The following is a 21726-nucleotide window of genomic DNA, read 5'->3' on the forward strand; positions in this document are numbered from 1 at the left end:
TTAGATATCTGCCATATTAAAAACAGTCCCTTAAACGCTCCTCAGCGCTGGGATTACTCGTCAAGAGCGTTTTGACCTTAGATCTGTAAAAGCAGACTGAGACCTGTGATGAATGTTCAGTGCAGGGGGACAGCAGATGGAGCTTGTGTGGGCCACTGAAAATCTGTTGATCGCTGGGCAGCCTCATCCAGGATTTCCCATCCTGCTATGGGACTCAATGGAAAGTTGCGCACCAGCCAATCAGTTTTTTCGTCACTATCTGCTTCGCGGGGCCATTGGCTCTAAGCGTTCCTGGCCCAGTACCGGGCGCGCAATGTATGACTACTTTAGCTTTCTTCAAGCCCATGAAATTGACTGGCGCGATGTGGATCGTGGCGAGGCCAAAAGCTTAGTCGCGGCTTACCGTGACTACTGTTTGGTGGACTGCAGTCTGGCATTGAGTACCACTCGTCAACGCCTTACATACATCTGCAAGTTCTACGAATTTGCGCTGAAGGAGGGGTGGGTGAAGCGTTTACCTTTCGCCTACGAAGAACGTGCTTCGCGTCATGCAATAGGCTTCCTTGCACATATCGATTCCCGTGGCGGTAGGGCAATGGCAAACGATGTGATGCCGCGTAGCCATAAAGCACTACCCAAGTTTCTTAGCATGGCCGAGATTAGATTGCTATTGGCTGCAGCGGAAAACGTCCATCACCGGATGATGATACGCGTGGCGCTACACATGGGGCTGCGCCGCGAGGAAATCACCACCTTCCCCCAAGCCTATATTTTTGATCCGGAAAAGGCTCAACGAACCGAGCGCAACCTCAGAATTCGGCTAAATTCCTTCGACGGTAGCGGCATAAAGACAAAGGGCAGCAAGCCACGAGATATCTACGTCAGTCGCCAGTTTATGGCCGAACTCTATCACTATTTAACGAAAGTGCGCGGTGAGCGCGCATCGCTGAATAAATCCCCGCAAAAGGCGCTGTTTCTCAACCATTCTGGGGAGCCCTATGCCCAAGACGGTAAGAGTCTCAATCGAATAATTAGCGAGATCGGCAAGCGAGCTGGAATCAACGTCCATACGCACATGCTTCGGCATACCTATGCCACTCATACGTTGGTAAGCCTTCAGCGCAACCCAACGAGTGGGCTCGAACCCTTGGTGTTCGTTCAGCAGCAGCTGGGCCACAGTTCAATTCAGACGACGATGATATACCTACATCTGGTCAATGAAATGGCCGATGAGGCGGTGCTAGCCTATCAGGATGATTTAAATGCCTTGGCGGAGGTGGTCTGATGGGCAGGCGCAAGATATTTAATAAAACCGACCTCAGCGTTCCAAAAGTCGAGCACCGCCACGACCCAGTAGGCAATGTGGTCATCCTGCCCGAACCTCTCCCCCCAACACATACCACAGTGAAGTTCGGTCGGAATGCCTCAAATAGCCGTAGCTTCGATTTTGCCCGCTGGTACGGTTGTGATATAGACCCCATTACTTATGCCTGCCAGCGCCAAATTGAACGTTTCCTTGCCGGCCAAGACGGCGGCGTCTCGACGTGCACTGTGGCTGCTTACTGTACGTGTGGGCTGCGCCATTTTCTTGAATGCTGCGCCATGCGAGCGACAGCTTTTAACCATGATTTGACCCTGCGCAATGTGGACCGGGACCTGATCGATAGCTATCTCGGTCACCTCACGGGGTTGGGTGTATCAACAACCACTCAGAAGTCTATCTACACTGCGACAAAGCCTGTGTTACTTGCCTTAGGGCGGCGTGGGCTAATTCCGTTGATCACTTCCGGCGATGCATCCACCTTCCCGCGCAACCCCTTCCCAAACAGCAACCGTAAGGCCAAAGGTGAAACAGCGCTGACAAACCGGGAGCAGCAAGCATTCAGTATTGCACTACGGCAAGCAATTAAGCCGATCTGGACTGACGACGCACTGTTAACTAGCGAACTGCTTGCGTATGCCCTGCTCGTCGTGGCGCTGCACACCGGGCGTAATACCACGCCACTACTAGAAATGACCCGCGATTGCCTGCACCCGCACCCCAAAGACAACACAGTTTTTCTGACACTGTGGAAACGTCGAGGCTACAACAGCAGTAAGGTCGCCCTGCGCGCTGTATCGGATGCTGAGCATCTTTTAGGATCGACGCCGACCGTAAAATACAACGTGGAGCGACTGATACGCCGCGTGATGGTCATAACCGAACCCTTTGATTCAGAGGCTCCAGGTGAAATTAAGGGGCGCGTGTGGCTGCATCGCATTCGAGGCGGTAAAGATGTGGGTCAAGTCGCGGTTTTGAACCAACATTCGTTATTGTTGGCGATGAGACGCCTCGTAGCCGAGCATGCTCTGACCGATACCGACGGAAAACCACTGCGTATCAATATTTCGCGGCTCCGCAAAACCTTTGCCAACCGGATCTTCGAACTAACCGACGGCGACCTCGCGACCACCGCTGCAGCTCTTGGCAATACTTCTCAGGTAACCGATCAATATTACTTAGCGCCCAGCGAGATTACCCGTAGCAATTGGCAATTCATGGGTGAAGTGCTCGTGCAAGAATTGCTTACCAGGACAATCGGTGCGACCTACAGGAACACTCCAGTCGGGCGCTGCGCAGACCCTGTAAACGGCCAATACGCTCCGAAACGCGAGGGCGCTACCTGCATGAACTTCATGAACTGTTTGCGCTGCCGGCACTACGCGGTGACTGCCGAGGATTTGCACAAACTGTTCAGTTTCTACTTCCATGTGCTTGCTGAGCGCTCGCGCATGGACAAACGGCGCTGGGCTCGGGAGTATGCTCACATCCCCCGCTTGATCGAGCAATACATCGTCGCCGAGGGGCTGCGGCGCGGAATCTTTAAGGTTGAAGCGGTGGAGGCTGCCCGTGAGCGCGCTCGTGCGTTGCCGCATCCGTTCTGGTCGATTGATTTGGTCGACAGCCTGGAAAATTGAGATGAGTGAAATAAATTCTACGACGCAGCCAAGGACTTCCATTGCACAGCCGAGCGATGTGCGTGAACTTCTCAAATCCGTACGCGACACGCTTATTATCAGCGCTACTCAGGTCGATGGACATTGGGTCACTCTTAGCCATTATGGCGACGACATATGGCACCTTGAAGGCTTCACAAGCAACACCCCTGACAGCAAGAAACGGCTGAACTTCGGCCACCTGCCACTGGCGTTTCGAGAAGTGATGAAGGCGATATTTTACCGATATATGCGCCGGGGGCGCCGCGAGGCGGGTCGCCCAAAAGGTGCAGCAGTTCGGCAATTGTTAGCAGATACGAAACCATTCTTGCTCCACTTGGAAGCATCGAAAATCGATAGCTTAGGTGCGGTGACGCCGTTGATCTGCGCAACTTATGTCTCCGCCTGCAAAGTGCATCTCCAAGCCAGTCGATTTAAGGGCAAGCCATTGTCGCAACGTGGGCTTCAAGCCCGCTACGCCGCCATCGAAGCGCTCTATGAACTGAGCCAATACACAAATGACAAGATGCCGCAGCACCCTTGGCCCGATACTTCTGCAAAGGCAATGGCGGGTCTTATTGGCAACAGTGTTCAGCTCGAAAAAACAGCGCTGATACCCGATGACGTGTTCTGCACTCTATTCGAGCGAGCCTACCTGCAGGTGGAGAGCGGAGAGCAATTGCTTGACCTACGTGACGCGCTAGATATCGAAGCGGCGCGGCGAAAGGGAAACGCAGCAACTACCATCATTCAAGCAAAAAACCGCTACTTGAGCGCCGTAGGCCGAAAGGGGGGACTGAGGGCATTCATCAAAGCGTTGACCAACCTTCGCACGGCCTGCTACATCGTACTAGCCAGCACCTCTGGCTGTCGTAACCACGAGCTGGCCAACTTGCAAAGTGGCTCGCATCATCGCACTCAAGATGGTGAGGGCACCGTATACCATTGGATGCGTTCTCGTTCGGAAAAGACTGATACCGGTATTCATGACTGGATGATTCCCGAGGCCGCCGTACGTGCCCTACGGATAATGGAGCGCTGGGCCATCCCTTATCAGGCCATGCTTACCGCGGAGATCTTGCAACGGCGACGCGTCAATCCACATGATCCGAAAATCATCGAGGCGCGTAGACACCGCCATGCACTCTTTCTCGGGGCAGCTATGGGAGGCAATCAGGTACGCACCCTTTCCATCACTAATTGGAGCCCTTACTTAAAGGCATTCACTAAGGATTGCGGACTAACCTGGAATCTCGCTAGCCATCAGTTCCGTCGCAAGTTCGCCACCTATGCCGCGCGTAGCCGCTTCGGTGATCTCCGCTACCTCAAACAGCATTTTGCGCACTGGTCGATGGACATGACTTTGGGTTACGCAATGGACGACACGTTGGGATATCACGTGGATTTAGAGCTGTGCGCCGATATTGAGAGGCAGCTGGAAGATATAAAGCTTGGCGTCGTAGATAATTGGCTGGATGAGGCCCCCCTAGCCGGGGGCTATGGTCGCGCACTCAAACAGTGGCAGCGAGACCCGCAAAACTTGCTAATTTTCAAGGATCACGCCTCGATGCTGAAGTCAATTGCCGAGAGCACCGCGATTCGCAGCAACGGCCACGCTTGGTGCACGGCGGACAATGGCGGTTGCGTCGGGAATGCCTTTGAACGTACCCGCTGTGGTAATTGCAACAATGCTGTGATCGGGCGCGGCCACGCGGCGATCTACCAGCGACTCTATGATGATCTGAAAGGGCTGCTGAATTGCCCGGATATTGGCGAGGGCGGCCGCCATCGCGTTGAGCGAGACCTGAATCGATGCCGAGACGTACTGGCCCAGTTAGGTATGGACTCGGAGACGCTGATCGCATGAGTAGCAAAGACAAAACTACCAACTACAAGCCAGCTGAGGATCGTGAAAAGGATCTGAAGCTCGCCCTCTACCGTATCCAGAAGGGACGCGCTCACACCGGGGAAACCAAGGTTACCATCGCGGCAGTCGCCCGCGAGGCGGGCGTATCGACGGCGCTGATTCACAACTACTACCCACGAATTTCCGAGGCTATTCGAGAGTCTCAAGGTCGCTCCAGTCGCGCCATGCGTGAATTAAAACAACAAGACTTGATTGCGGAACGCAAGAAATCTGCAGCCCACCGTCAGGAGATCGAGGAACTGCGGGCCAAGGTCGCCAATCTCGCATCCATCAACGAAGTGCTATTGGACGAGAACGGTGTGCTGAAGGCTAAGTTAAACGACCGTAGGGTGGTTGAACTGGTTTCAGGGAAGCCGCACGGATAAGTCGATTGCACATGGTGCGTAATCGCTCCCTTTTGCGTCGAGAGACAGGTCGGTACAGAAATATCCTTAGAAATTGAGGCGTATAGGTTTTGAAAAAAACTCTCCTATATTGACTATCTCGGAAGTCGAAAAGGCTCGGCAACCAAAGAGAAATTTTTTCTAGTCGCTCGTTGAATCCAAAGGAAATGTGATGAGAGTAGCGATCTTGGATATCCGCAATTTTCGAGGTATCCGTGAAGGAAGCGTTCACTTCAAAGACCATCCAGTACTGATCGGGGCCAACAACACTGGCAAAACCACGGTGATAGAGGCGTTAACGCTTCTTCTTGGACGGGAGCGCATGATCAGGGAGCTCTCTGAACATGATTTTTACGGGTCCAACCCCCAACCCGCTGATCGAATAAAGCTGGTTGCAACAATCACAGATTTTCCTACTGAAGACCCTTATCAATATACCGAATGGTTTAGAGACGGTAGAGGTGTTCCTAAATGGTTGGACGAAACCACCGGTACGATCAGCGCTGTTCGTACTGAACAAGCCTCAAAGCTATGCTGCCAAATTGGTGCCCAAGCATACTTTGACCGCGACTCTCTATCAGTCGAGATGGTTCGCTACTTCCACGACCACGATATCCCGATGGATCCCTTCGCTGAGGACTCACCTGTAGGCGTCCCCCCACGCTTGATAAAAGACATTGGGTTTTATCTCGTACGTGCAAGCCGAACCTGGGACAAAGTTTTTTCATGGGGTAGTGAGTTATTCCGACGTACGCTGCAGGCGGCTGCGGCCCAACCATCCGAGGCAATTTTGGCTGAGCGCGACCGCCTCAGAAGCCCGGAAGCTCCCATCGAGAACGACGAGCGAATTTCACCGCTGATTCAGAATGTAAACGCTGAGTTAGCGAGATGCATACCGAATGCTCCTCTTGTTCAGTTACGAGTTACCAGCACCGATAGCCGATCGCTCCTCGACTCTGTCGCAGCACATTTTGCTGTCGTCGGGGGACTGGGAGTGCCCGCGGCCAGACAGGGCAGTGGCTTGGTATCTTTGCAAGGTTTGTTATTGCTTCTGGAGCTGGGTCGGGGACGTGCAGCAGCGGGTGAAGGATTTCTAATGGCCCTCGAGGAGCCTGAGCTTCATCTACCCCCTGCTGGGCAGCAGCAGTTGGTACATCGAGTCCAAGCGCTTTCTACTCAGACGTTCATCACTACGCACTCCCCATTGATTGCAGCCGTTTCGGAGCCTACCTCTGTATTGGTTCTCCGAAATGTTGACGGCTATCTCTCCGCCCTCCCTTTTTTAGCAGAGCCCTTGCTGCCAAACGCCCAGAACTGGAAAAGGAAATTCTTTCAACAGAGTCGTGTGGATGTCCTGTCAGCGTTGATGCATCCGTGTGTATTAGTACCGGAAGGACGTGCTGATTTTTTGCTCCTGAAGACGGTGCTGCGACCGCTGATGCTGACCGAGGGGTGGTCTTCAAGCATGCAAGCTATGTTTGGGCTGGAAGTGGGCGTGGTTCCTACGGAGGATGCCAAAGTAGTTGAAACTTTCCAGCTGCTATCAACTACGCATCAAAAAGTTTGCTGCCTGGTGGACGGTGATAGGGACGGGAAACGCTATATCACTAATCTTCTCGCAGAGCCCGCTGCTCCCTCATCAATAATCCGGTGGGCAGACGACGAAATGATCGAAGACGCCATCGGCTGGATTCTGGCCGCGGATGGGGACTACGTCATCGAAACACTAACTGAGTTGACTGAGGTTGCCCCCTCAAACGTATCTGACATCGTCAATCATCTAAAAAATAAGAAAGTGGACGTGATCTGCTACGAGTCGGTTGCAGACGCGATAGTTAACTCACCTCTGTGTCGTACCAGAGCAGCGGAGTTGTTCAACTGTTTGGCACTTGCGTGCGCGGGCACTGCTAACGCACATTTCGTCGCCGACCCAGAAGGTGTCTGGGTATTCCAACCATGACAATCCAATCTTTTTCCGGTGCGGCAGGTTGTGGAAAGACTCATCAATTGATGGCAAACCTCGCAGCGAGATTGGAGGAACAGCCTCTACTGACGTCTCAGAAAGTTTTGGCACTGACCTTTATGCATGGATCGCGCAGACGCTTGGACGATCGGCTGGCCGGTGTCGCAGTTTTACGCCGGCAGTACGAGTGCACAACTATCGACGGATTCGCTTGGCGAATCGTCAGCAGGTGGCAAGCACTCATCAACCAATTCGGCGTGGAGCAACCAAGAGTTAACGATTATGAGGCAGTGTGCCAAGTCGCTGCGGATCTCCTGTCTCACGATATTGTTGTTCGCTGGGTCGCCGCGACGTATCCCATAGTGATCGTGGATGAAGCACAAGATCTCACTCCAAATCGACTGAGGATCGTGCAGTCAATGACTGCCCACATAGACCTGTTAATTGCGGCCGATGAGTTTCAATGTCTCATTGAGGAGCTACGTCCTAACCAAGCTTGCGAATGGTTAACGGCCGTAGGTCACGACGCACTGCTACAACAGCCTTGGCGGACCTCAGATCAGAACCTTCTTGCCGCCGCTGGTGCCATCCGGTCAGCACGGGCTCCAGAATCTAATGGGCTTTTCAAAATCTTCCTAACCCCCACAGCAGCTCTCGCCGCGTCTTATGTTTCTAATGGCATTGCTTGGAATAAAGGGGGAAATAGGGTGGCGATTATCACGCCAACAATGGGCCGATTTGCCCACGATATCCTCACTTGGGTCACCACCAAAACGACAGGCAGAGGAAACGGTCCTTACGACATAATTCTGGAAGAATCGGAGGCTAGCCTTGCCGATGCCTTCATTGGCAGTCTGGCTTTTCCAGAACAGGCTACATTGGCCGAAGCGTTAGAGTTGATGGCAGGAAAACCCGCATCGATTGTCCAAGACTTCGTACGTTGGCTAGAAAAACAGCGTCGGGCTAAGGGAAGGACTCATGTCCTGCGCGAAGAAATGGAGGACACTATACGGCACTCATTTTCAAACCAACGACGCCTAGGCTCAAGAGATGGGCCTGGCATTCGAGCGTTAACTGTTCATGGAGCGAAAAATAGAGAGTTTGATTTGGTGATTGTTCTTTGGCCTGCGGCAATACGTGGAGATGACGAGCAACAGAGACGCTTGCTTTACAATGCCGTTACAAGAGCAAAAAAGCAGTGCGTGGTTCTAGTACAGCTCAAAAGAGCGATGACTCTTCCCCCTTTCTCCGTTCGTGAAGAATTGGCTTCAAACGAAAACTAATCCACAGCGCCACACACCTCGAGGCATGGAGGATCCAAAAAGTTAGCGGCCGCAATGTCAGCGGCGCTAGCACGATATCTAGGAGGCTTCTAGCGTAAACCAACGAATGTCTAATTCGCGAACCAGGTAACCCTGCCCTACGTGGAAAGACTAATGGTTAGCCAATTCATAGCCGTACCACTGGGCTATAGACCAGACTTCTTTTGTGACCCAGCGAGAGCCTATTGGCTCAGCTGCTTTTTTACGCTTGCTACCCAATTCAGAAAACACATTTTGTTCAGACGATTGAGCTTTTCTGAACGCTGATGCTCCTCACACTCGAATAATGGCCAAATAATCACCCAATAGGCAAACATAACTGCAACACCAAGAAACTCGTTTTGATCACCAAGTTCGACCCAAGCGAATGGCATTTCGTCATCTTTGCCTGTGATAAACCGCACTGTCTGCGGTGGCCAGTAGTAGAGAGAAGCAGCGAAGCCGTCCTCCAATATCGCATCGTCGAATAAATGTCTGATGACCGACTGGTTTATTCCCCGTCCACGGGCGGAAATCAAAAAATCTTTGGAAAGCTTTTCATCGTCTTTTGCCAGCGCATGCAGGGCTCGCCATGCAGTAGACAACGCAAATTTTTCGATCAAAAACTGCTGAGAGAGGGGATAATCGTAGATGCCTAGAGGTAACGGCTCATCGAATACGCCGTGAATCTGGCATTCCAATATAGGTAGCTGTTGCCACTCGTGGAAAAGGTCAACATTCTCAGGCATGAGCAGAGTTGCCGTATTTCGCTCCACCGTCGCCCCCAAGGTGTTGTCGCATCTTTTGCACATCAAGTATGGCTTGGGCAGATCTTGATTTGGTAAATCGCTCCGACCGATCCACTTGAATGTAAATTTTTTGCTCCCGCCTCTCCCCTTTTCTCCAGTCAACCTTTTCCTTACAAAATTGGAGATGATATGGCTCTTAGCCAGCACCGCTTCGTCACTGCCACATGCAATACAAATCATGGAACACCTTTAGCAATCTAGTTATGCAATTCTTCTCTGGTTCTCAGAGAGCACAATGGGCGACCTTGAATAGATCGGCCCAATTAACTTTCTTGCTCTTATTTCGCCGTATAGCTAGCAGCATACAATTATAATATGGCTCTTACTTCAAGAATTTTGAGCTATGGCGTTCAATGGCAGATCTAAGCTCCGCCTCTTCCACTTCACGAAAGCCGTCGTCACATAGTATAAGTTTTGAAAGACTAAACCAGCAAACAGCGCAATCATCAACTGCTATCCAGCTCGAATATTCAGGATGTAGATCTAGCCAACTTGATGCTTCTTCTTCCCGCCCTCCAGGTCGCTGGGAATCCTCTAGGACTGGAGTTGAACCAATGATGCGATCTTGCAGATCTAAAGGAAACAAAGCTTTGAGTTCCTTCAGGGTGCGATTTACTCGCCATGTACTGCTGATTACCACGTGTGTGTCAGGATAATCGCGCAGAATTGCCGATAATCTGGGGAGGTATGCAAATGGCGCAGACTCCTTTCCGGGTCTGTCCTTACGAGGAAAAAGAGGGTGCAGAACACCATCAATATCGAGAAAAATTATCAATACAGTTCTCCAAACGGGTTTCTGACCCGCTCACCTTGAGCTGAACTACGAATTTGATGCTTGACCCATCCAGTACGCTAAGCGTAGAGAGCTTAGAAATGCTAGTACGCTAAGCGTAGTGGATGTGAAAATCCGGCGCGAAAGGCTGACTGAGGGTTTGGCTTTGTAATATTTAGAAGTTGGCTTTTCCGCGATCGATTTATTTGGGATATGGAAGTGATGCGGTATTGCTGTGTGAGGGACGGTGCATGCTGATTGCCCCTTACAAGATCAGAATACCAATCCTTCCGCGGCTTGAATCAGTACCTCTTCTACTAGGCGGGTGCCCTGTATTGTCGAGAGCATTGCGATTGGGCTTTTGCCTGAAAAACGGAGCTGAGATTTGTTGAGCCAGTTTTCGGCTTTCTCACTGTCCCCGAAAAGCACCCTTGCCATGGCTGTGATGTGTACGACACGAAATAGTCGATCACTTTCGTCGACTGTCAATCGCTGACCGCGAATAAGCCTATCATCAAGGTTTTTTTGTGGAATGATGAGGTCACGCGCTTCTATGCTTAGCGCTACGTGGTCGAAAAGCTTATCGACAATAGCGGATGGGAAGCCGGCCTCGATCAAATCGTGGATGCTCTGCTCTGATGCGTCGGTTGGAATATGAAGAATTACTTCTAACCGGAGCCGATAGGCGCGGTAAGCCTCTTCACGAAAAATATCTGTAACCATAGGGGATGCCTATCCTGGTTTGTCTCTTGCGGTGAGCAAAAGCAATTTTTTTTGTATCTATTAGCGGGGCGGTTTTATTAATCATAGTTCTTCAGTACTCACTGTCGAGACTTATAAATCATCGTCGATGACCTCGGAGCGAAACAGTTGCCACTAAACACAGCTTTGACCGAGTCGGCAGCTCCTTCAAGGCTATTTTGATCCGCCGAGCGCACTGCATCTATGATGCTTATCCCTGCCTGTTCGTTTGGCGTCAGTATCTCGTCGACGCTAGAGTTTTTCGAAGTATCTTGTCTACACAGACTGGGCATACTTGGAAACTACCCTAGCTCACATTCTGCATATGCCCTAAGGTGCAATGTTCTAACGTCCGAACGGTTATGAAACCAAGGAAAGTCGATGGCATAGCCTGGTGAGGACTCAGCCGCCGTACCTAATTATTAGTACAAAGAAAGCGCCCGCATAAGTGCGGGCGGATACGTTATTTTTTGGACGGAGAAGGTCGGGGTGGAGGCGGCGGCGGCTCTTTCCTCGGCTGATTATCTTTTACATACCGCATCGGCGGTGGTGGGGGCGGTGGAGGTTTTTGGGTCATTAATGGTTTGCTCCTGCTGATATGTGTAGAACGGAAGGAATGACAGCACTGAGACGAATAACGCCGCTGTTACATAGTTTGCAAGTGATCGGAGATAGATCCCACGCTTATCATTATTCTCTGTATTCACCGTGGCGCCTTCGATGAAGTAATTAAGCACCAAGCTCTTAAAGTGCGCATCGGCTTCTTCTGGAGAGTCCCAATATTTCTCATAGTCATCGCTGAAGCTGCGCCGATGGGTCTCAAGCTCCATCAGTGTGGGCAGTCCCCTGTCTGAATCCCTTAGGGACCATGCTGCCCGGAAGTACAGAGCGCCTATCAGTAGCATCACGCATGTGCTTAGATAAAAAAACCAGAAAAAGACGCTCGCGGTACCGCCCTCGGTAGTAGGTGCCTTGTTGAGCATATATGAGAGGAACGTCACTATGGCTACTAACATCGCAAGTGGCATACTCAACCTAGCGAAGAGCTTTTCCTTGCGGTCAAGCTCTTGATAGAAAACTCTCTCGTAAAAAGCAAACCTCTCTTTATCGTCCATTACTAGCGCTAGTGCCCCTGGTGGCGTTAAAGAGCCATCAATACCACAAGGCGCCCCTTCCCGAAAGCCGAACTACTGCATTTTATTACACTTAGGAACGCTGCCATGGAGTTGACTGTGCGCTAGCAAGGTAGGTCAATTCGTTCAAAAAAGAGATACTGATCTCCTGATCGAGAATTGAGGACTGTTCTGGAGTGTTCCTCGACGCTTGACCTTATCCACAAGTATCAGCGGCTGCCGAAATTCGAGGAAGAACCTAGAGATCCCTAGGCTTCGGCCGTCGTCTATAAACCTAACTACATTTAGAGCCGCAGTTCTCGTTTTGAGTTTTGCCATTAGGCAGATCCTTGCGCGTCAGACGAGTACGTTCAAACGCTCAAGCTTAAGGCGTCTGCAGCATCGCCAATTGCGGATGATTCGAAAAGTCCTCCTTCGCTGTACTAAGCAAGCTGCCGAAGCTGATGTTCCTGCCACCGCCGCCCTGTTTCAGCGTGCGAATCGCCGCATGCCAAGCAGCCTGCCCGGTGGGATGAAACTGCAGACGAGACAGGTCACCGCCAGCACGGCTCCACATCTCTTGGTCCCGCGGTCCGAATGGATAGAGCTCGACCAGAATCTTCTCTAGCACCGACCACGGGAGCTCCTCTTGCACCGTTAGCGTGATCTCAGGACTGTACGGTGACTTCCTCCCTCCTTTGCTCAGCGCGACAGCGAAATTCACTTCAAGATTGTCAGCCTTAAAAATTGGGTGCTGGTCGTCTGGGATCAGTTTAGGCACCTCTTCGGAGACGTAGTTAAATAGGTCAAAGACCCTGATGAAGCCGCTGGCGCTCTTGTCGGCAGCTCCGCGCAAACCCGCCAGCAGTGCGGTCGTGAATACGCTGTTCCTTGCACCGTCAAATACGGACGACAATTCGTCAGCACGACACGAGGCCATTAGTGCGCGTCCGCTACCAGCTGCCAGTTTTGCGAAGGTGTTTAGGCTATAGCCAGACTTGAGCTGGTGTCCTTTGTCATCAGTCAAGCTCTTCGAAAGCGCAGCGCCACCAGCATGACAAGCGTCAATGAAGACCAGGACTCGCTTCGCCTTGATCTGCGCAAGCGCAGCAGCTAGTTCATTCGAGTTAATGGAAGTGTTTTCAATGTCAGCGAGATCGCTATCCACAGTTAGCAGCACGCTGTCTTCATTGCCCAGGCTCCCCACGATGCCACCGTGACCGGAGAAGAACACACAGGCCGTATCATCAGGCCCCGCACGAGTAGCCAGCTCCTCTAGCCGTTTCAAAACTGCTGGCCTGGTAGCGCTTGAGTCCAAAAGAGTGACGACGTTGTCGGGGGCATAGCCACAGTGATCCGGCGATGAGAGCGTTGCTGCGACGTCATTGACATCGTTCAGAATTGCAGCAGGTAATCTAGAGATTCGCTGATAGTTCGCCACGCCGATAAGAAGGGCGTGGCCTTGCGGGTAGCCAGTTGGGTTCATGTTTCAACCATGGGTGTTTGGGAGTTTTAACGTCAGCCGACAATGTCCGTGTCGCTGATGTAGAGACGCAGCTTCTCATTCATGGGAAAGTCATTGCGCATCACTTTAAGAAGATCATGTGCTGTCGGACGGCCACCGTATCGGATTGAATTCAATGTAGTGTGCCAACGTGTTCCCCCATTTTGAGACAGTCCTGGCAGGTCGGAATTTTTGCCGCCCGCACGTGACCAGAGCTCGTCGCTATCCGGACCGCGTGGATAGAGTTCACGGACCTCATCTTCGAAGGCTTTCCACTTCTCGGCAGCGCTTAGTTTAGATATTCCAAGCGTCCAACGCGTATAAAAGCTAAGCAAGTCTGCGCACATCCTTAGCCCTGGCTTAATATCTGGACGACTGGCAAGCCGGTCCGCAAGAAGTTTAGCTGCGCGCTCCCAGTGTCGGGACGCCACCAGCGCTCCCAACTGCTCCGAAACCGCATGGGAAAGCAAGCCAGCGCCCTTCAAGAGGTTGGTCATCCATTCGATAAATATCTCTTCGGGAAAAGATGGGAGGCCACTAACGATCGCTAGATGCGTTTCAACCGGCACTGATGTCCTTTCAAATACAGACCGCAGGCTTGAGTTCGCCAATATTGCGCGCTCAAGTGGCGCTTCAGGGGTAGTCATCACCGCGCCTTTCGCCGCGACTTCTAGCCAGCCTGTTGCGGTCGCACGCAGGTAGTGGTCTCGCTGCGAAGCAGGCAGAAGCGACCACTGTTGCGCCCGGTCTGAGGTGGCGCAGAGGTTAGCCAATGGAGTATTTGCCATCGCCTCAAGTAAGCCGGTGTAGACGACTCGTCCTTGAACGAGTTGAGCTAAAACAGTGTCACGCGCACCGATGGCATCGCTGGGTGCGTTCCAGAGGGTAGAGTTCTTGCCAATCACAGCGCCCCACACTTGTTGCTCGGTAATGTTGTCGCAGCGGATGTTAGACAGGATCTGAGGATGAGAAGCGGCCTGCTCCGCACACAACTCTACCAAGCGCAAATCCTTATGCGCGAGCGTACACTCCAACGTCTGTGAAGGGCTCGCAAACCGAAGGGCTGACCTCAAACCCGCGCTGTGATTTATGTCTCTATCCACCTTGAGCTGCTGGCCTGTCGCATCGATAGGGGACAGCGTTGCCGCTAGCGCGGCGCCGTACGCTGTCAGCCAGCGCTTCTTCAGCAGCGGCGAAAGTAGAGCAGCCGAAGAGTTAACGTGGAGTTTTCTGGGCACTTGCTCCGCCAAACGCTGCTCAATTGCCGCGTCAGCAGGCAGTGCACCTACGGCCGCGGCGAACGCGGTGTGGCTATGCTCGGCCCATCTCCAAGCCGCTTGGTAAATGGCGGGTTTGTCTCTACGAGCAACTGTCGATAAGCCGGTTGTCACAGCGGCGCACCATGGCGGCAATGCGCGTTCCTCATCAACCGAGGCCGCGACCATCTCAATCAAATCGCTGTCTTCTACTGGCGCAAATCCAAGGTTACTGACGAGGAGCTCAACGGCTGACCACAACGGTCGAGTGTTGGCAAAGCCAGAGAGCACCAAATTCCTCATTAACAGCAACTGCTTGCAGTCTATGCTTGGAATCAAGGCGGTGAGGCGGCCGATGAGCTTGTCCTTGATACTCGCACCGATTGCCGGTCGATTTGAGAGGCCGTTTGCCAAGCGTAAGGCTGCCAGCAAATCATCAAAGCTTTCGCCGGTAGACAGGAGGGTTTGTAACCGCTCAAGCCGGCTCAAGTCCCTGAGCGTATGAACTTCAAGACCCAGATCCTTGGCGAGAGCTAGAATTGGTTGCAAGTCGCGCTGGCCACAGAGAATCCCGGCAACTTCAGAGTTCGAAGTTTGATCGCTTGGCTTGACTATACGATGCTTTGTCCAACGAGCTTGGAGCTGCTCAGGCGTGCATACAAGCGCCGGCGTGGGTTGCTCTACCACATCGTTCGGACTAAAGCTTAGCCGGAACGCAAAGGTTCGTCTTAAGGCAGGCCAGAGGTTGTTCCACAGTGAATCAACGAGGTGCTCGAATCCCTCAATGCTCAGTCGTACAACTGGAGCGAGCCCTTGGTCTGCCAACGCGTTTGCCGTCCCGATCAAGTCAGCGGCTGGCAGTCGATTGCAGCCGACATTGTCAAGCTCAAGCGTTACCAACAAATTGGGGCATTCTGTTACTGAGGCTGCCAGACTCCCAAAAAGCGAAGTTAGACTTCCAACCTCGCACACTTCGTCCAAGCTGACTATTAGCGCATGAGTCAGCACCATGCCGCCCCGCGAGGCGCTCGAATCAACGAACGTGCGAGCAAGGACGTAGTAGTCGTCGATGGGAAAGCCGCGAACGAACGGCGACCACCCCTGGACACCGAGGGGCACTGCATCGGGCAAGTCCAGCTTTGATGCGATGGAAGCGGCTATAGGCGCATTCGTACTTGATGCTCTCAATCCGTGGCCGCGGCCTGGGGTCTCGCCATAAACGGCCTGCTCGACTCGCATGCACTCAGACCTCGTCAGCCATCAAGTGTTGAATGGGTAGGGTAATGTCGGTGTTTTTTACACCATTGGGTAGCACCACGTAACCGAACTCTTCAGGGCCACGGATTGCGTACTCTTGGTCCGCGTCCGTATTGCTGAGTTTGCGCTCCAAGGCCGACAGGCCAATGACAGTAGGCGACGCCCAATTGCTGCGAACGAACGACCACAGCATGGGCAGTCGAGACGCCAAGAGGTCAGCTGGAAGCTCCGTCGTTTCAAGCTCATCCCAACAGCTCAGCAAGATGGTTAAGCGAGGTTTGCGAAGCGGTCGATCCAAATGGAACTGCGCCAGGTAGAGCAGCATTTGAAGGAGCTCTACTGTTCGCGCTTGATCTGATAGCTCGTACGCTGTCTCCTCGACCTGGGGCTCAACAGCAGCAAAAGAGTGCAACGGGCGCGAGAACAAGTCATCTTCGGACCGAAGGGAATGCAGTCTGATCAGCACGATCCAGTCCGTGGCTTCGACCACCCGATCGCGCCAGGCGGCCGGTATTTTGCGCTGGATGACAAGGTTACGAACCTGTTCGCCACCATAGTCCGGCCATACCAGTTCGGCGTACCGGCCGGCCTCGTCCGTGATGGGCCAGACACTTTCGACGTAGATGTTAGCCGGTGTGTGGTCGGTCGACTTACCCTCAGTCAGGCAACTGAGAGCTGTATTGAACGCCTCCAGGTTCGTTGGAGCGCCAGTCATCTTGAGCGCGCATGCCTTGACCATGAGCCGTTTCAAAAACTGAGCCCCGTAGTGTGTCTTGCCGACATTTGACTCGCCGACCAACAAGATGGTGTGTTGAGCAGCCACCAACTATCTCCTACCAAACCGAAAAAGCGGATCGTGACCACAAACTTCTGTGGTGGGTATATCAACCCCCCCGCGCTTAGCGCTAAGAACCCATTCAAATAGTTCACGAAAGCCTTCTGCAGCGTCGACCTCTCCGCTACTGGATACGCTGACTGTGAACTCCGGCACGCTAGATGAGTGTGATACCACCGCCTTTCTGATCTGCGCTTCCATGGCTGCCGCCACTTCTACGTCCCCCTTTGTCCAGACGAGTGCCAAACGCCGGCCCCCGACTTCGGCAACCGTACGCTGAGCAAGTAGCTGAAAGTCGTTTCGAGCAGTGCCCATTTTAGGACCAGCAAGAGCCTGACGGTCAGCGATAAGTAGAGTGACGTCTGCGTGCCGAGCAATCCAGCGGGCTCCTTCCGCGTCGGCTGCCTGCTCGTTGATCGCCCATTTCTGAAACCACTCTCCAGGAGCATCGGCAAAAAGAAAATCGCGTAGCGAACCGTCTTCACGGCGAAAGCCAAGGTGAAGCATGCCGGGTGCTCGAGCCGCCCCACTGGGCGTGTGGGGTGGAAAGTTTGGGGGATGCCCCGGCTTCCAACGCAGATACGTTGCCACCGCCTCCCAACCTGCCAGCGTGTAAGAGTTGCTGAATAAATTGGCATCAGTAGTCAGTGCACCTTGGCCCAGCAGCAGATAAAACGCACCGAGAAGTGTCGTCTTTCCTGCGCTTTCTGGACCGACGATACCTACCGTGACGGGCTTGACCTTACCGCTGACGAAGTTGAGATCAGACTCTCCCATCGCCAAACCACTCCATGGGAGCAGCATTTGATCGCAGTCAGCCGAAGCGGCTACTTCGCTTTTGCTAACACGCTTCCACTCGGGGCACACATCAAGCCGGATGTGCCCTAGCGTGCAGGTAGTGTTGTCATCAGCGAAGCAGTTGGGATGAGGGCATTTGTCCATTGGCGCTTTAATTCTTCCTGACCCGTTTAGTTGGGCTTTCACTTATGGCGCGTGCGCTCTGTAGTTCACGGAATAGGTATGTTCCCCACTCGGACGGTGTCATCTTGGTGGAAGCGTCCACGCCACCGAGGGTGCGCAGAGTTGCCGCTTCGATTGCGCCTGAATTCATCGGATGCCCAATCAACGCCAGCAGAGGGCCACGAGCAACTGGTTTAGTTGTGTATTTAGCAGCCAGCGCGCGTAAAGGATGCATGAATGCAGTTGTCCTAGCGTCGTACACTAGGCTAGCGACGTCACGCTCGCATTTTTCCTGCCCCCCATTTTCAACCGGAAGACAGCGAATCGCCTCCCGCAGGAAAGCCGAGACGCTTGCTGGTGAATAGGTTGGTACTTGTTCATGTAGGTCGAGCGCCATCAAAGCAGAGGCTTCAAACGGAGACAGATCAAGATAACTCGCGTGAGCGCTCGGAGAATACAGCGCTTCCTTCCACCAAAGCAGGTTGGTGCGGCGCTGCAGACCTGCCGTCGCGCCGCTGAAGCTGGACAACGCCTTATCAACATGGGCTGTGACCGCCTTCGCTAACGTCGATAGCGGGCCGGATAGATCGACAGCGACGGGCGCAAGCCTCTCGGCCATTTCATTCAACAATTCTGCGATGGTGGAGCTCATCCTGTTTGCAAATTCTGGCGCCCAGTAATGAGGCTGGTTCGACTGATGCGGATTCGGGTCAATAGTCCCCCATGGTCCCGCGGCAGAAAAGATTTTCTCTCGGAGCGCGCTCTGATCGACGCTTGCTGTCTCAGAGTCTGTAGCCGCAGGAGCTGGCGGCGTATACTGCAACGGATCTACCGTAACCATCTCCGGCGTTGCCCATTCTGCCTCGGCACGCGCATCGACCTTTGTCTCAATTTCGCTAACAGCTTCGCGCCAAATCTCAGCTTCGTCCGACGTTTCGGCGTGGGGCAGTGCATTGCGCGCCGTATTGACGAAGGCAACGGCAATTGCATCATCCGAACGAGCCGCCTGCACGATCGCGTCTAGAATGATAGCTCGCAAAATGCCAACGGGGCGCCCGGCAAAGGCATTTGCAACAGTCTCCCATTGCTTGCGGAGAGAGGCCATTGCTTCTTCTATAGTTAGGTCGGTAGCAGCAATGTTGGGGTCGGCCGCCACCATCGTAAAGCTGGCGGTCTTTGAGGGCGCCTTTCGAAGCGTAGCTGACAAGTCTTTGGCCGTGGACCGAAGCTTCTCGAGTTTGGTGTCATCACCTTTGAGGTCGATAACTCCAATCTCAAGAAACCTCAACAAAAATTCTTGTTCCATTCCTTGGTCTCCCCGACCTTTGTTGTGTTTCAGCAAAATGATACTTGAGCTATGAACAAATATCGCCCCTGATGTCATCCCCAAAAAAATGAAAGTTGCCCGTCGAGACCGCCACCACTTATTGACATGCGGGTAAAGTAGAGGGGTTACCTTAGATTTGCAATTGTGCACTCTGGCGGTTCTTACCTTACTTGGAAGGTAAAAAACCCGAAAATAATTAGATTAGGTAATTGATTGATTTATGGAAGATAAATCGTATGTAACAGTTAGCAAGGCTCCGAAAGTTGTGAGTGAACAGATCGAGCCCGGCAGCGCCAGCCACGCCGCCCAGCAACGCCAGCGTGCCAGCCAGTTGGCGCAAGCGGTGCGCGGCGAATTGCAGAAGGCCCTGATCGGCCAGAACAGCGTGATCGACGATGTGCTGACCGCGCTGATCGCCGGCGGCCACGTGCTGCTTGAGGGCGTTCCGGGGCTGGGCAAGACCTTGCTGGTGCGGGCGCTGGCGCGTTGTTTCGGCGGCGAGTTCGCGCGCATCCAGTTCACCCCGGACCTGATGCCCAGCGACGTCACCGGCCACGCGGTGTACGACCTGCACACCGAGCAGTTCAAGCTGCGCAAGGGGCCGCTGTTCACCAACCTGCTGCTGGCCGACGAGATCAACCGCGCCCCGGCGAAAACCCAGGCGGCGTTGCTCGAAGCGATGCAGGAGCGCCAGGTCACCCTCGAAGGCCGGGCGCTGCCGATCGCCCAGCCGTTCATGGTGCTCGCCACCCAGAACCCGATCGAGCAGGAAGGCACTTATCCATTGCCGGAAGCCGAGCTCGACCGCTTCATGCTCAAGGTGCGCATGGATTACCCGGAGGCCGAGCAAGAGCTGAACATGGTGCGCCAGGTCAGCCGCTCGACCCGCGCCGACATGCTCGACGTGCAGCCGCTGCGCACCGTGTTGCAGGCCAAGGACGTGCAGGCCTTGCAACGCATCGCCAGCGACTTGCCGATTGACGATCAAGTGCTGGATTACGCGGTGCGCCTGGCGCGCAGCACCCGCTCCTGGCCAGGCCTGACCCTCGGTGCCGGGCCGCGTGCCTCGATTGCGCTGGTGCGTTGCGCCCGCGCCCGGGCGTTGCTGCGCGGCGGCGAGTTCGTGATTCCCGATGACATCAAGGGCTGCGCGCTCGCAGTGCTGCGCCATCGCGTGCGGGTGGCGCCGGAACTGGACATCGAAGGTCTGCCGGTCGATCAGGTGCTGCAGCAATTGCTCGACCAAGTGCCGGCGCCGCGCCTGTGAAACCGTCACGCCTGCTGCTGATCTGGCTCGCTGTTCTGCTGGCCGGCGGCACGCTGCTGGGCGCCGTGCAGGCGCTCGACATCCCGACCCCCGCCAGCCTTTCGGCGATCAACTGGGGCTTGCTCCTGGCTCTGCTGGTGCTGGCGATCATCGATGCGTTACGCCTCAGGCGCTTGCCCTCGCCGCGGATCAAACGCCAGATGCCCGGCAATCTGGCACTGGGTCGCTGGAGTGAAGTACGGCTGCAGGTCAGTCACGATTTCACTGAGCCGGTCGCCGTGATGATGTTCGACCACGTGCCACAGGGTCTGAGTTTCGAAAACCTGCCGCTCCCGGTCGAGCTGCAACCCGGACAATTCAGCGAGGTCGGCTACCGCTTGCGTCCGCTCAAGCGCGGTCACTTCACCTTCGGGCACTGCGAAATCAATCTGCCCAGCCCCTTCGGCTTGTGGACAGGCCGACGCCTGCTGGAAGTGAGCAGTGATATCCGCGTCTACCCGGACTTTGCAAAGCTCTACGGCGGGCAATTGCTGGCGGTGGACAACTGGCTGAGCCAGCTCGGCGTACGTCAACGCCAGCGTCGTGGCCAGGGCCAGGAGTTTCATCAGCTGCGTGAATTCCGCGAAGGCGACAGCCTGCGCCAGATCGACTGGAAAGCCACCGCCCGCCAGCGCACGCCGATTGCGCGCGAGTACGAGGACGAGCGCGACCAGCAGATCATGTTCCTGCTCGACTGCGGCCGACGCATGCGCAGCCAGGATGACGAGCTGGCGCATTTCGACCATGCGCTCAACGCTTGCCTGCTGCTCAGCCACGTGGCACTGCGCCAGGGCGATGCGGTGGGGTTGTGCACGTTCGCCGTCGATCAACCGCGTTATCTGGCGCCGATCAAGGGTTCCAGTCAGCTCAAGGTCCTGCTCAATGCCGTCTACGATCTCGACAGCAGTCAGCGTCCTGCTGACTATTCAACGGCGACCCATCATCTGTTGGCCCGCCAGAAGCGCCGGGCGCTGATCATTCTGCTGACCAACCTGCGTGACGAGGACGACGAAGATCTGCTCGCCAGCGTCAAACGTCTGGGCCAGCAGCATCAAGTGCTGGTGGTCAGTCTGCGCGAGGAAACCCTCGACCGCGTGCGCAATTCCCCGGTTCAGACGCTGCCCGAAGCCCTCGCCTACTGCGGCACCGTGGACTACCTCAATGCCCGGGCCGAACTGCATGAGCGCCTGGCCGCTCACGGCGTGCAGGTACTGGATGTGCGCCCCGGCGAGTTGAGCACGGGGCTGGTGAACCGCTATCTGAGCTGGAAGCGTGCCGGCGTTATCTGATCAAACGA

At 54.2% G+C, this 21726-nt stretch carries 17 protein-coding genes; 8 read left to right on the forward strand and 9 right to left on the reverse strand.

Annotated features, from left to right (window positions below; translation table 11 throughout):
* Positions 1-136: 136 nt before the first annotated feature.
* The 6 genes from NTD85_RS26610 (at position 137) to NTD85_RS26635 (ending at position 8532) form a co-directional block, all read left to right on the forward strand.
* Positions 137-1285 (forward strand): tyrosine-type recombinase/integrase, encoded by a 1149-nt coding sequence (locus NTD85_RS26610; RefSeq protein WP_262143645.1) that lies wholly within the window; start codon positions 137-139, stop codon positions 1283-1285.
* Complete coding sequence (locus NTD85_RS26615; RefSeq protein WP_262143646.1) at positions 1285-2958, forward strand: hypothetical protein; 1674 nt, start codon at positions 1285-1287, stop codon at positions 2956-2958. Before NTD85_RS26610 ends, NTD85_RS26615 begins: the two co-directional genes overlap by 1 nt.
* 1 nt (position 2959) lies before the next feature.
* Positions 2960-4843 carry an integrase gene (locus NTD85_RS26620; RefSeq protein ID WP_262143668.1) on the forward strand — a complete coding sequence of 628 codons (1884 nt, stop codon included), beginning with the start codon at positions 2960-2962 and terminating at the stop codon, positions 4841-4843.
* Positions 4840-5268, forward strand: a complete 429-nt coding sequence (locus NTD85_RS26625; protein WP_262143647.1) for a TetR family transcriptional regulator — start codon at positions 4840-4842, stop codon at positions 5266-5268. Before NTD85_RS26620 ends, NTD85_RS26625 begins: the two co-directional genes overlap by 4 nt.
* Before the next feature lie 190 nt (positions 5269-5458).
* On the forward strand, positions 5459-7246 hold the full coding sequence (locus tag NTD85_RS26630; protein WP_262143648.1) for an ATP-dependent nuclease: 1788 nt from the start codon (positions 5459-5461) through the stop codon (positions 7244-7246).
* A complete protein-coding gene (locus NTD85_RS26635; protein WP_262143649.1) occupies positions 7243-8532 on the forward strand; it encodes an ATP-binding domain-containing protein in 1290 nt (429 codons plus the stop codon). The genes NTD85_RS26630 and NTD85_RS26635 overlap by 4 nt, the downstream gene beginning before the upstream one ends.
* Positions 8533-8753: 221 nt before the next feature.
* On the opposite strand, the gene NTD85_RS26640 is transcribed toward NTD85_RS26635, so the two are convergent.
* From NTD85_RS26640 to NTD85_RS26680, 9 genes are all read right to left on the reverse strand, one after another.
* Complete coding sequence (locus NTD85_RS26640) at positions 8754-9539, reverse strand: hypothetical protein (protein ID WP_262143650.1); 786 nt, start codon at positions 9537-9539, stop codon at positions 8754-8756.
* Positions 9540-9681: 142 nt separating this feature from the next.
* Positions 9682-10134 (reverse strand): HAD domain-containing protein, encoded by a 453-nt coding sequence (locus NTD85_RS26645; RefSeq protein ID WP_262143651.1) that lies wholly within the window; start codon positions 10132-10134, stop codon positions 9682-9684.
* A gap of 270 nt (positions 10135-10404) precedes the next feature.
* A complete protein-coding gene (locus tag NTD85_RS26650; protein WP_262143652.1) occupies positions 10405-10854 on the reverse strand; it encodes an antitoxin Xre/MbcA/ParS toxin-binding domain-containing protein in 450 nt (149 codons plus the stop codon).
* Between the two features lie 539 nt (positions 10855-11393).
* Positions 11394-11987, reverse strand: coding sequence for a hypothetical protein (locus tag NTD85_RS26655; protein ID WP_262143653.1), 594 nt, complete (start codon positions 11985-11987; stop codon positions 11394-11396).
* 382 nt (positions 11988-12369) lie between these two features.
* On the reverse strand, positions 12370-13470 hold the full coding sequence (locus NTD85_RS26660; protein WP_262143654.1) for a caspase family protein: 1101 nt from the start codon (positions 13468-13470) through the stop codon (positions 12370-12372).
* Positions 13471-13502: 32 nt separating this feature from the next.
* The gene (locus NTD85_RS26665) at positions 13503-15983 is read right to left on the reverse strand and encodes an effector-associated domain EAD1-containing protein (RefSeq protein WP_262143655.1); all 2481 of its coding nucleotides are present in this window, start codon (positions 15981-15983) and stop codon (positions 13503-13505) included.
* A 4-nt stretch (positions 15984-15987) separates the two neighbouring features.
* The gene (locus NTD85_RS26670; protein WP_262143656.1) at positions 15988-16824 is read right to left on the reverse strand and encodes a hypothetical protein; all 837 of its coding nucleotides are present in this window, start codon (positions 16822-16824) and stop codon (positions 15988-15990) included.
* A gap of 3 nt (positions 16825-16827) precedes the next feature.
* Positions 16828-17778: a TRAFAC clade GTPase domain-containing protein gene (locus NTD85_RS26675; protein WP_262143657.1), complete on the reverse strand. Its 951-nt coding sequence runs from the start codon at positions 17776-17778 to the stop codon at positions 16828-16830.
* Between the two features lie 7 nt (positions 17779-17785).
* Positions 17786-19102, reverse strand: coding sequence for a GTPase-associated system all-helical protein GASH (locus NTD85_RS26680; protein WP_262143658.1), 1317 nt, complete (start codon positions 19100-19102; stop codon positions 17786-17788).
* 286 nt (positions 19103-19388) lie between these two features.
* Between NTD85_RS26680 and NTD85_RS26685 the strand changes: the two genes are divergently transcribed.
* Both NTD85_RS26685 and NTD85_RS26690 read left to right on the forward strand, forming a co-directional pair.
* Entirely contained in the window at positions 19389-20390 is a 1002-nt protein-coding gene (locus NTD85_RS26685) for an AAA family ATPase (protein ID WP_003227594.1), read from the forward strand.
* Entirely contained in the window at positions 20387-21718 is a 1332-nt protein-coding gene (locus NTD85_RS26690; RefSeq protein ID WP_262143659.1) for a DUF58 domain-containing protein, read from the forward strand. Before NTD85_RS26685 ends, NTD85_RS26690 begins: the two co-directional genes overlap by 4 nt.
* Positions 21719-21726 lie beyond the last annotated feature (8 nt).

Source organism: Pseudomonas sp. 13B_3.2_Bac1 (assembly GCF_025466205.1).
In the GTDB taxonomy this organism is placed as follows: Bacteria; Pseudomonadota; Gammaproteobacteria; order Pseudomonadales; family Pseudomonadaceae; genus Aquipseudomonas; species Aquipseudomonas fluorescens_H.

Bases quoted from the DNA above. Each gene is read 5' to 3' on its own strand.
- NTD85_RS26625 (WP_262143647.1), top strand. From the start codon at position 4,840: ATGAGTAGCAAAGACAAAACTACCAACTACAAGCCAGCTGAGGATCGT.
- NTD85_RS26655 (WP_262143653.1), bottom strand. From the start codon at position 11,987: ATGGACGATAAAGAGAGGTTTGCTTTTTACGAGAGAGTTTTCTATCAA.
- NTD85_RS26660 (WP_262143654.1), bottom strand. From the start codon at position 13,470: ATGAACCCAACTGGCTACCCGCAAGGCCACGCCCTTCTTATCGGCGTG.
- NTD85_RS26620 (WP_262143668.1), top strand. From the start codon at position 2,960: ATGAGTGAAATAAATTCTACGACGCAGCCAAGGACTTCCATTGCACAG.
- NTD85_RS26615 (WP_262143646.1), top strand. From the start codon at position 1,285: ATGGGCAGGCGCAAGATATTTAATAAAACCGACCTCAGCGTTCCAAAA.
- NTD85_RS26650 (WP_262143652.1), bottom strand. From the start codon at position 10,854: ATGGTTACAGATATTTTTCGTGAAGAGGCTTACCGCGCCTATCGGCTC.
- NTD85_RS26675 (WP_262143657.1), bottom strand. From the start codon at position 17,778: ATGGACAAATGCCCTCATCCCAACTGCTTCGCTGATGACAACACTACC.
- NTD85_RS26630 (WP_262143648.1), top strand. From the start codon at position 5,459: ATGAGAGTAGCGATCTTGGATATCCGCAATTTTCGAGGTATCCGTGAA.
- NTD85_RS26635 (WP_262143649.1), top strand. From the start codon at position 7,243: ATGACAATCCAATCTTTTTCCGGTGCGGCAGGTTGTGGAAAGACTCAT.
- NTD85_RS26665 (WP_262143655.1), bottom strand. From the start codon at position 15,983: ATGCGAGTCGAGCAGGCCGTTTATGGCGAGACCCCAGGCCGCGGCCAC.
- NTD85_RS26610 (WP_262143645.1), top strand. From the start codon at position 137: ATGGAGCTTGTGTGGGCCACTGAAAATCTGTTGATCGCTGGGCAGCCT.
- NTD85_RS26640 (WP_262143650.1), bottom strand. From the start codon at position 9,539: ATGATTTGTATTGCATGTGGCAGTGACGAAGCGGTGCTGGCTAAGAGC.
- NTD85_RS26680 (WP_262143658.1), bottom strand. From the start codon at position 19,102: ATGGAACAAGAATTTTTGTTGAGGTTTCTTGAGATTGGAGTTATCGAC.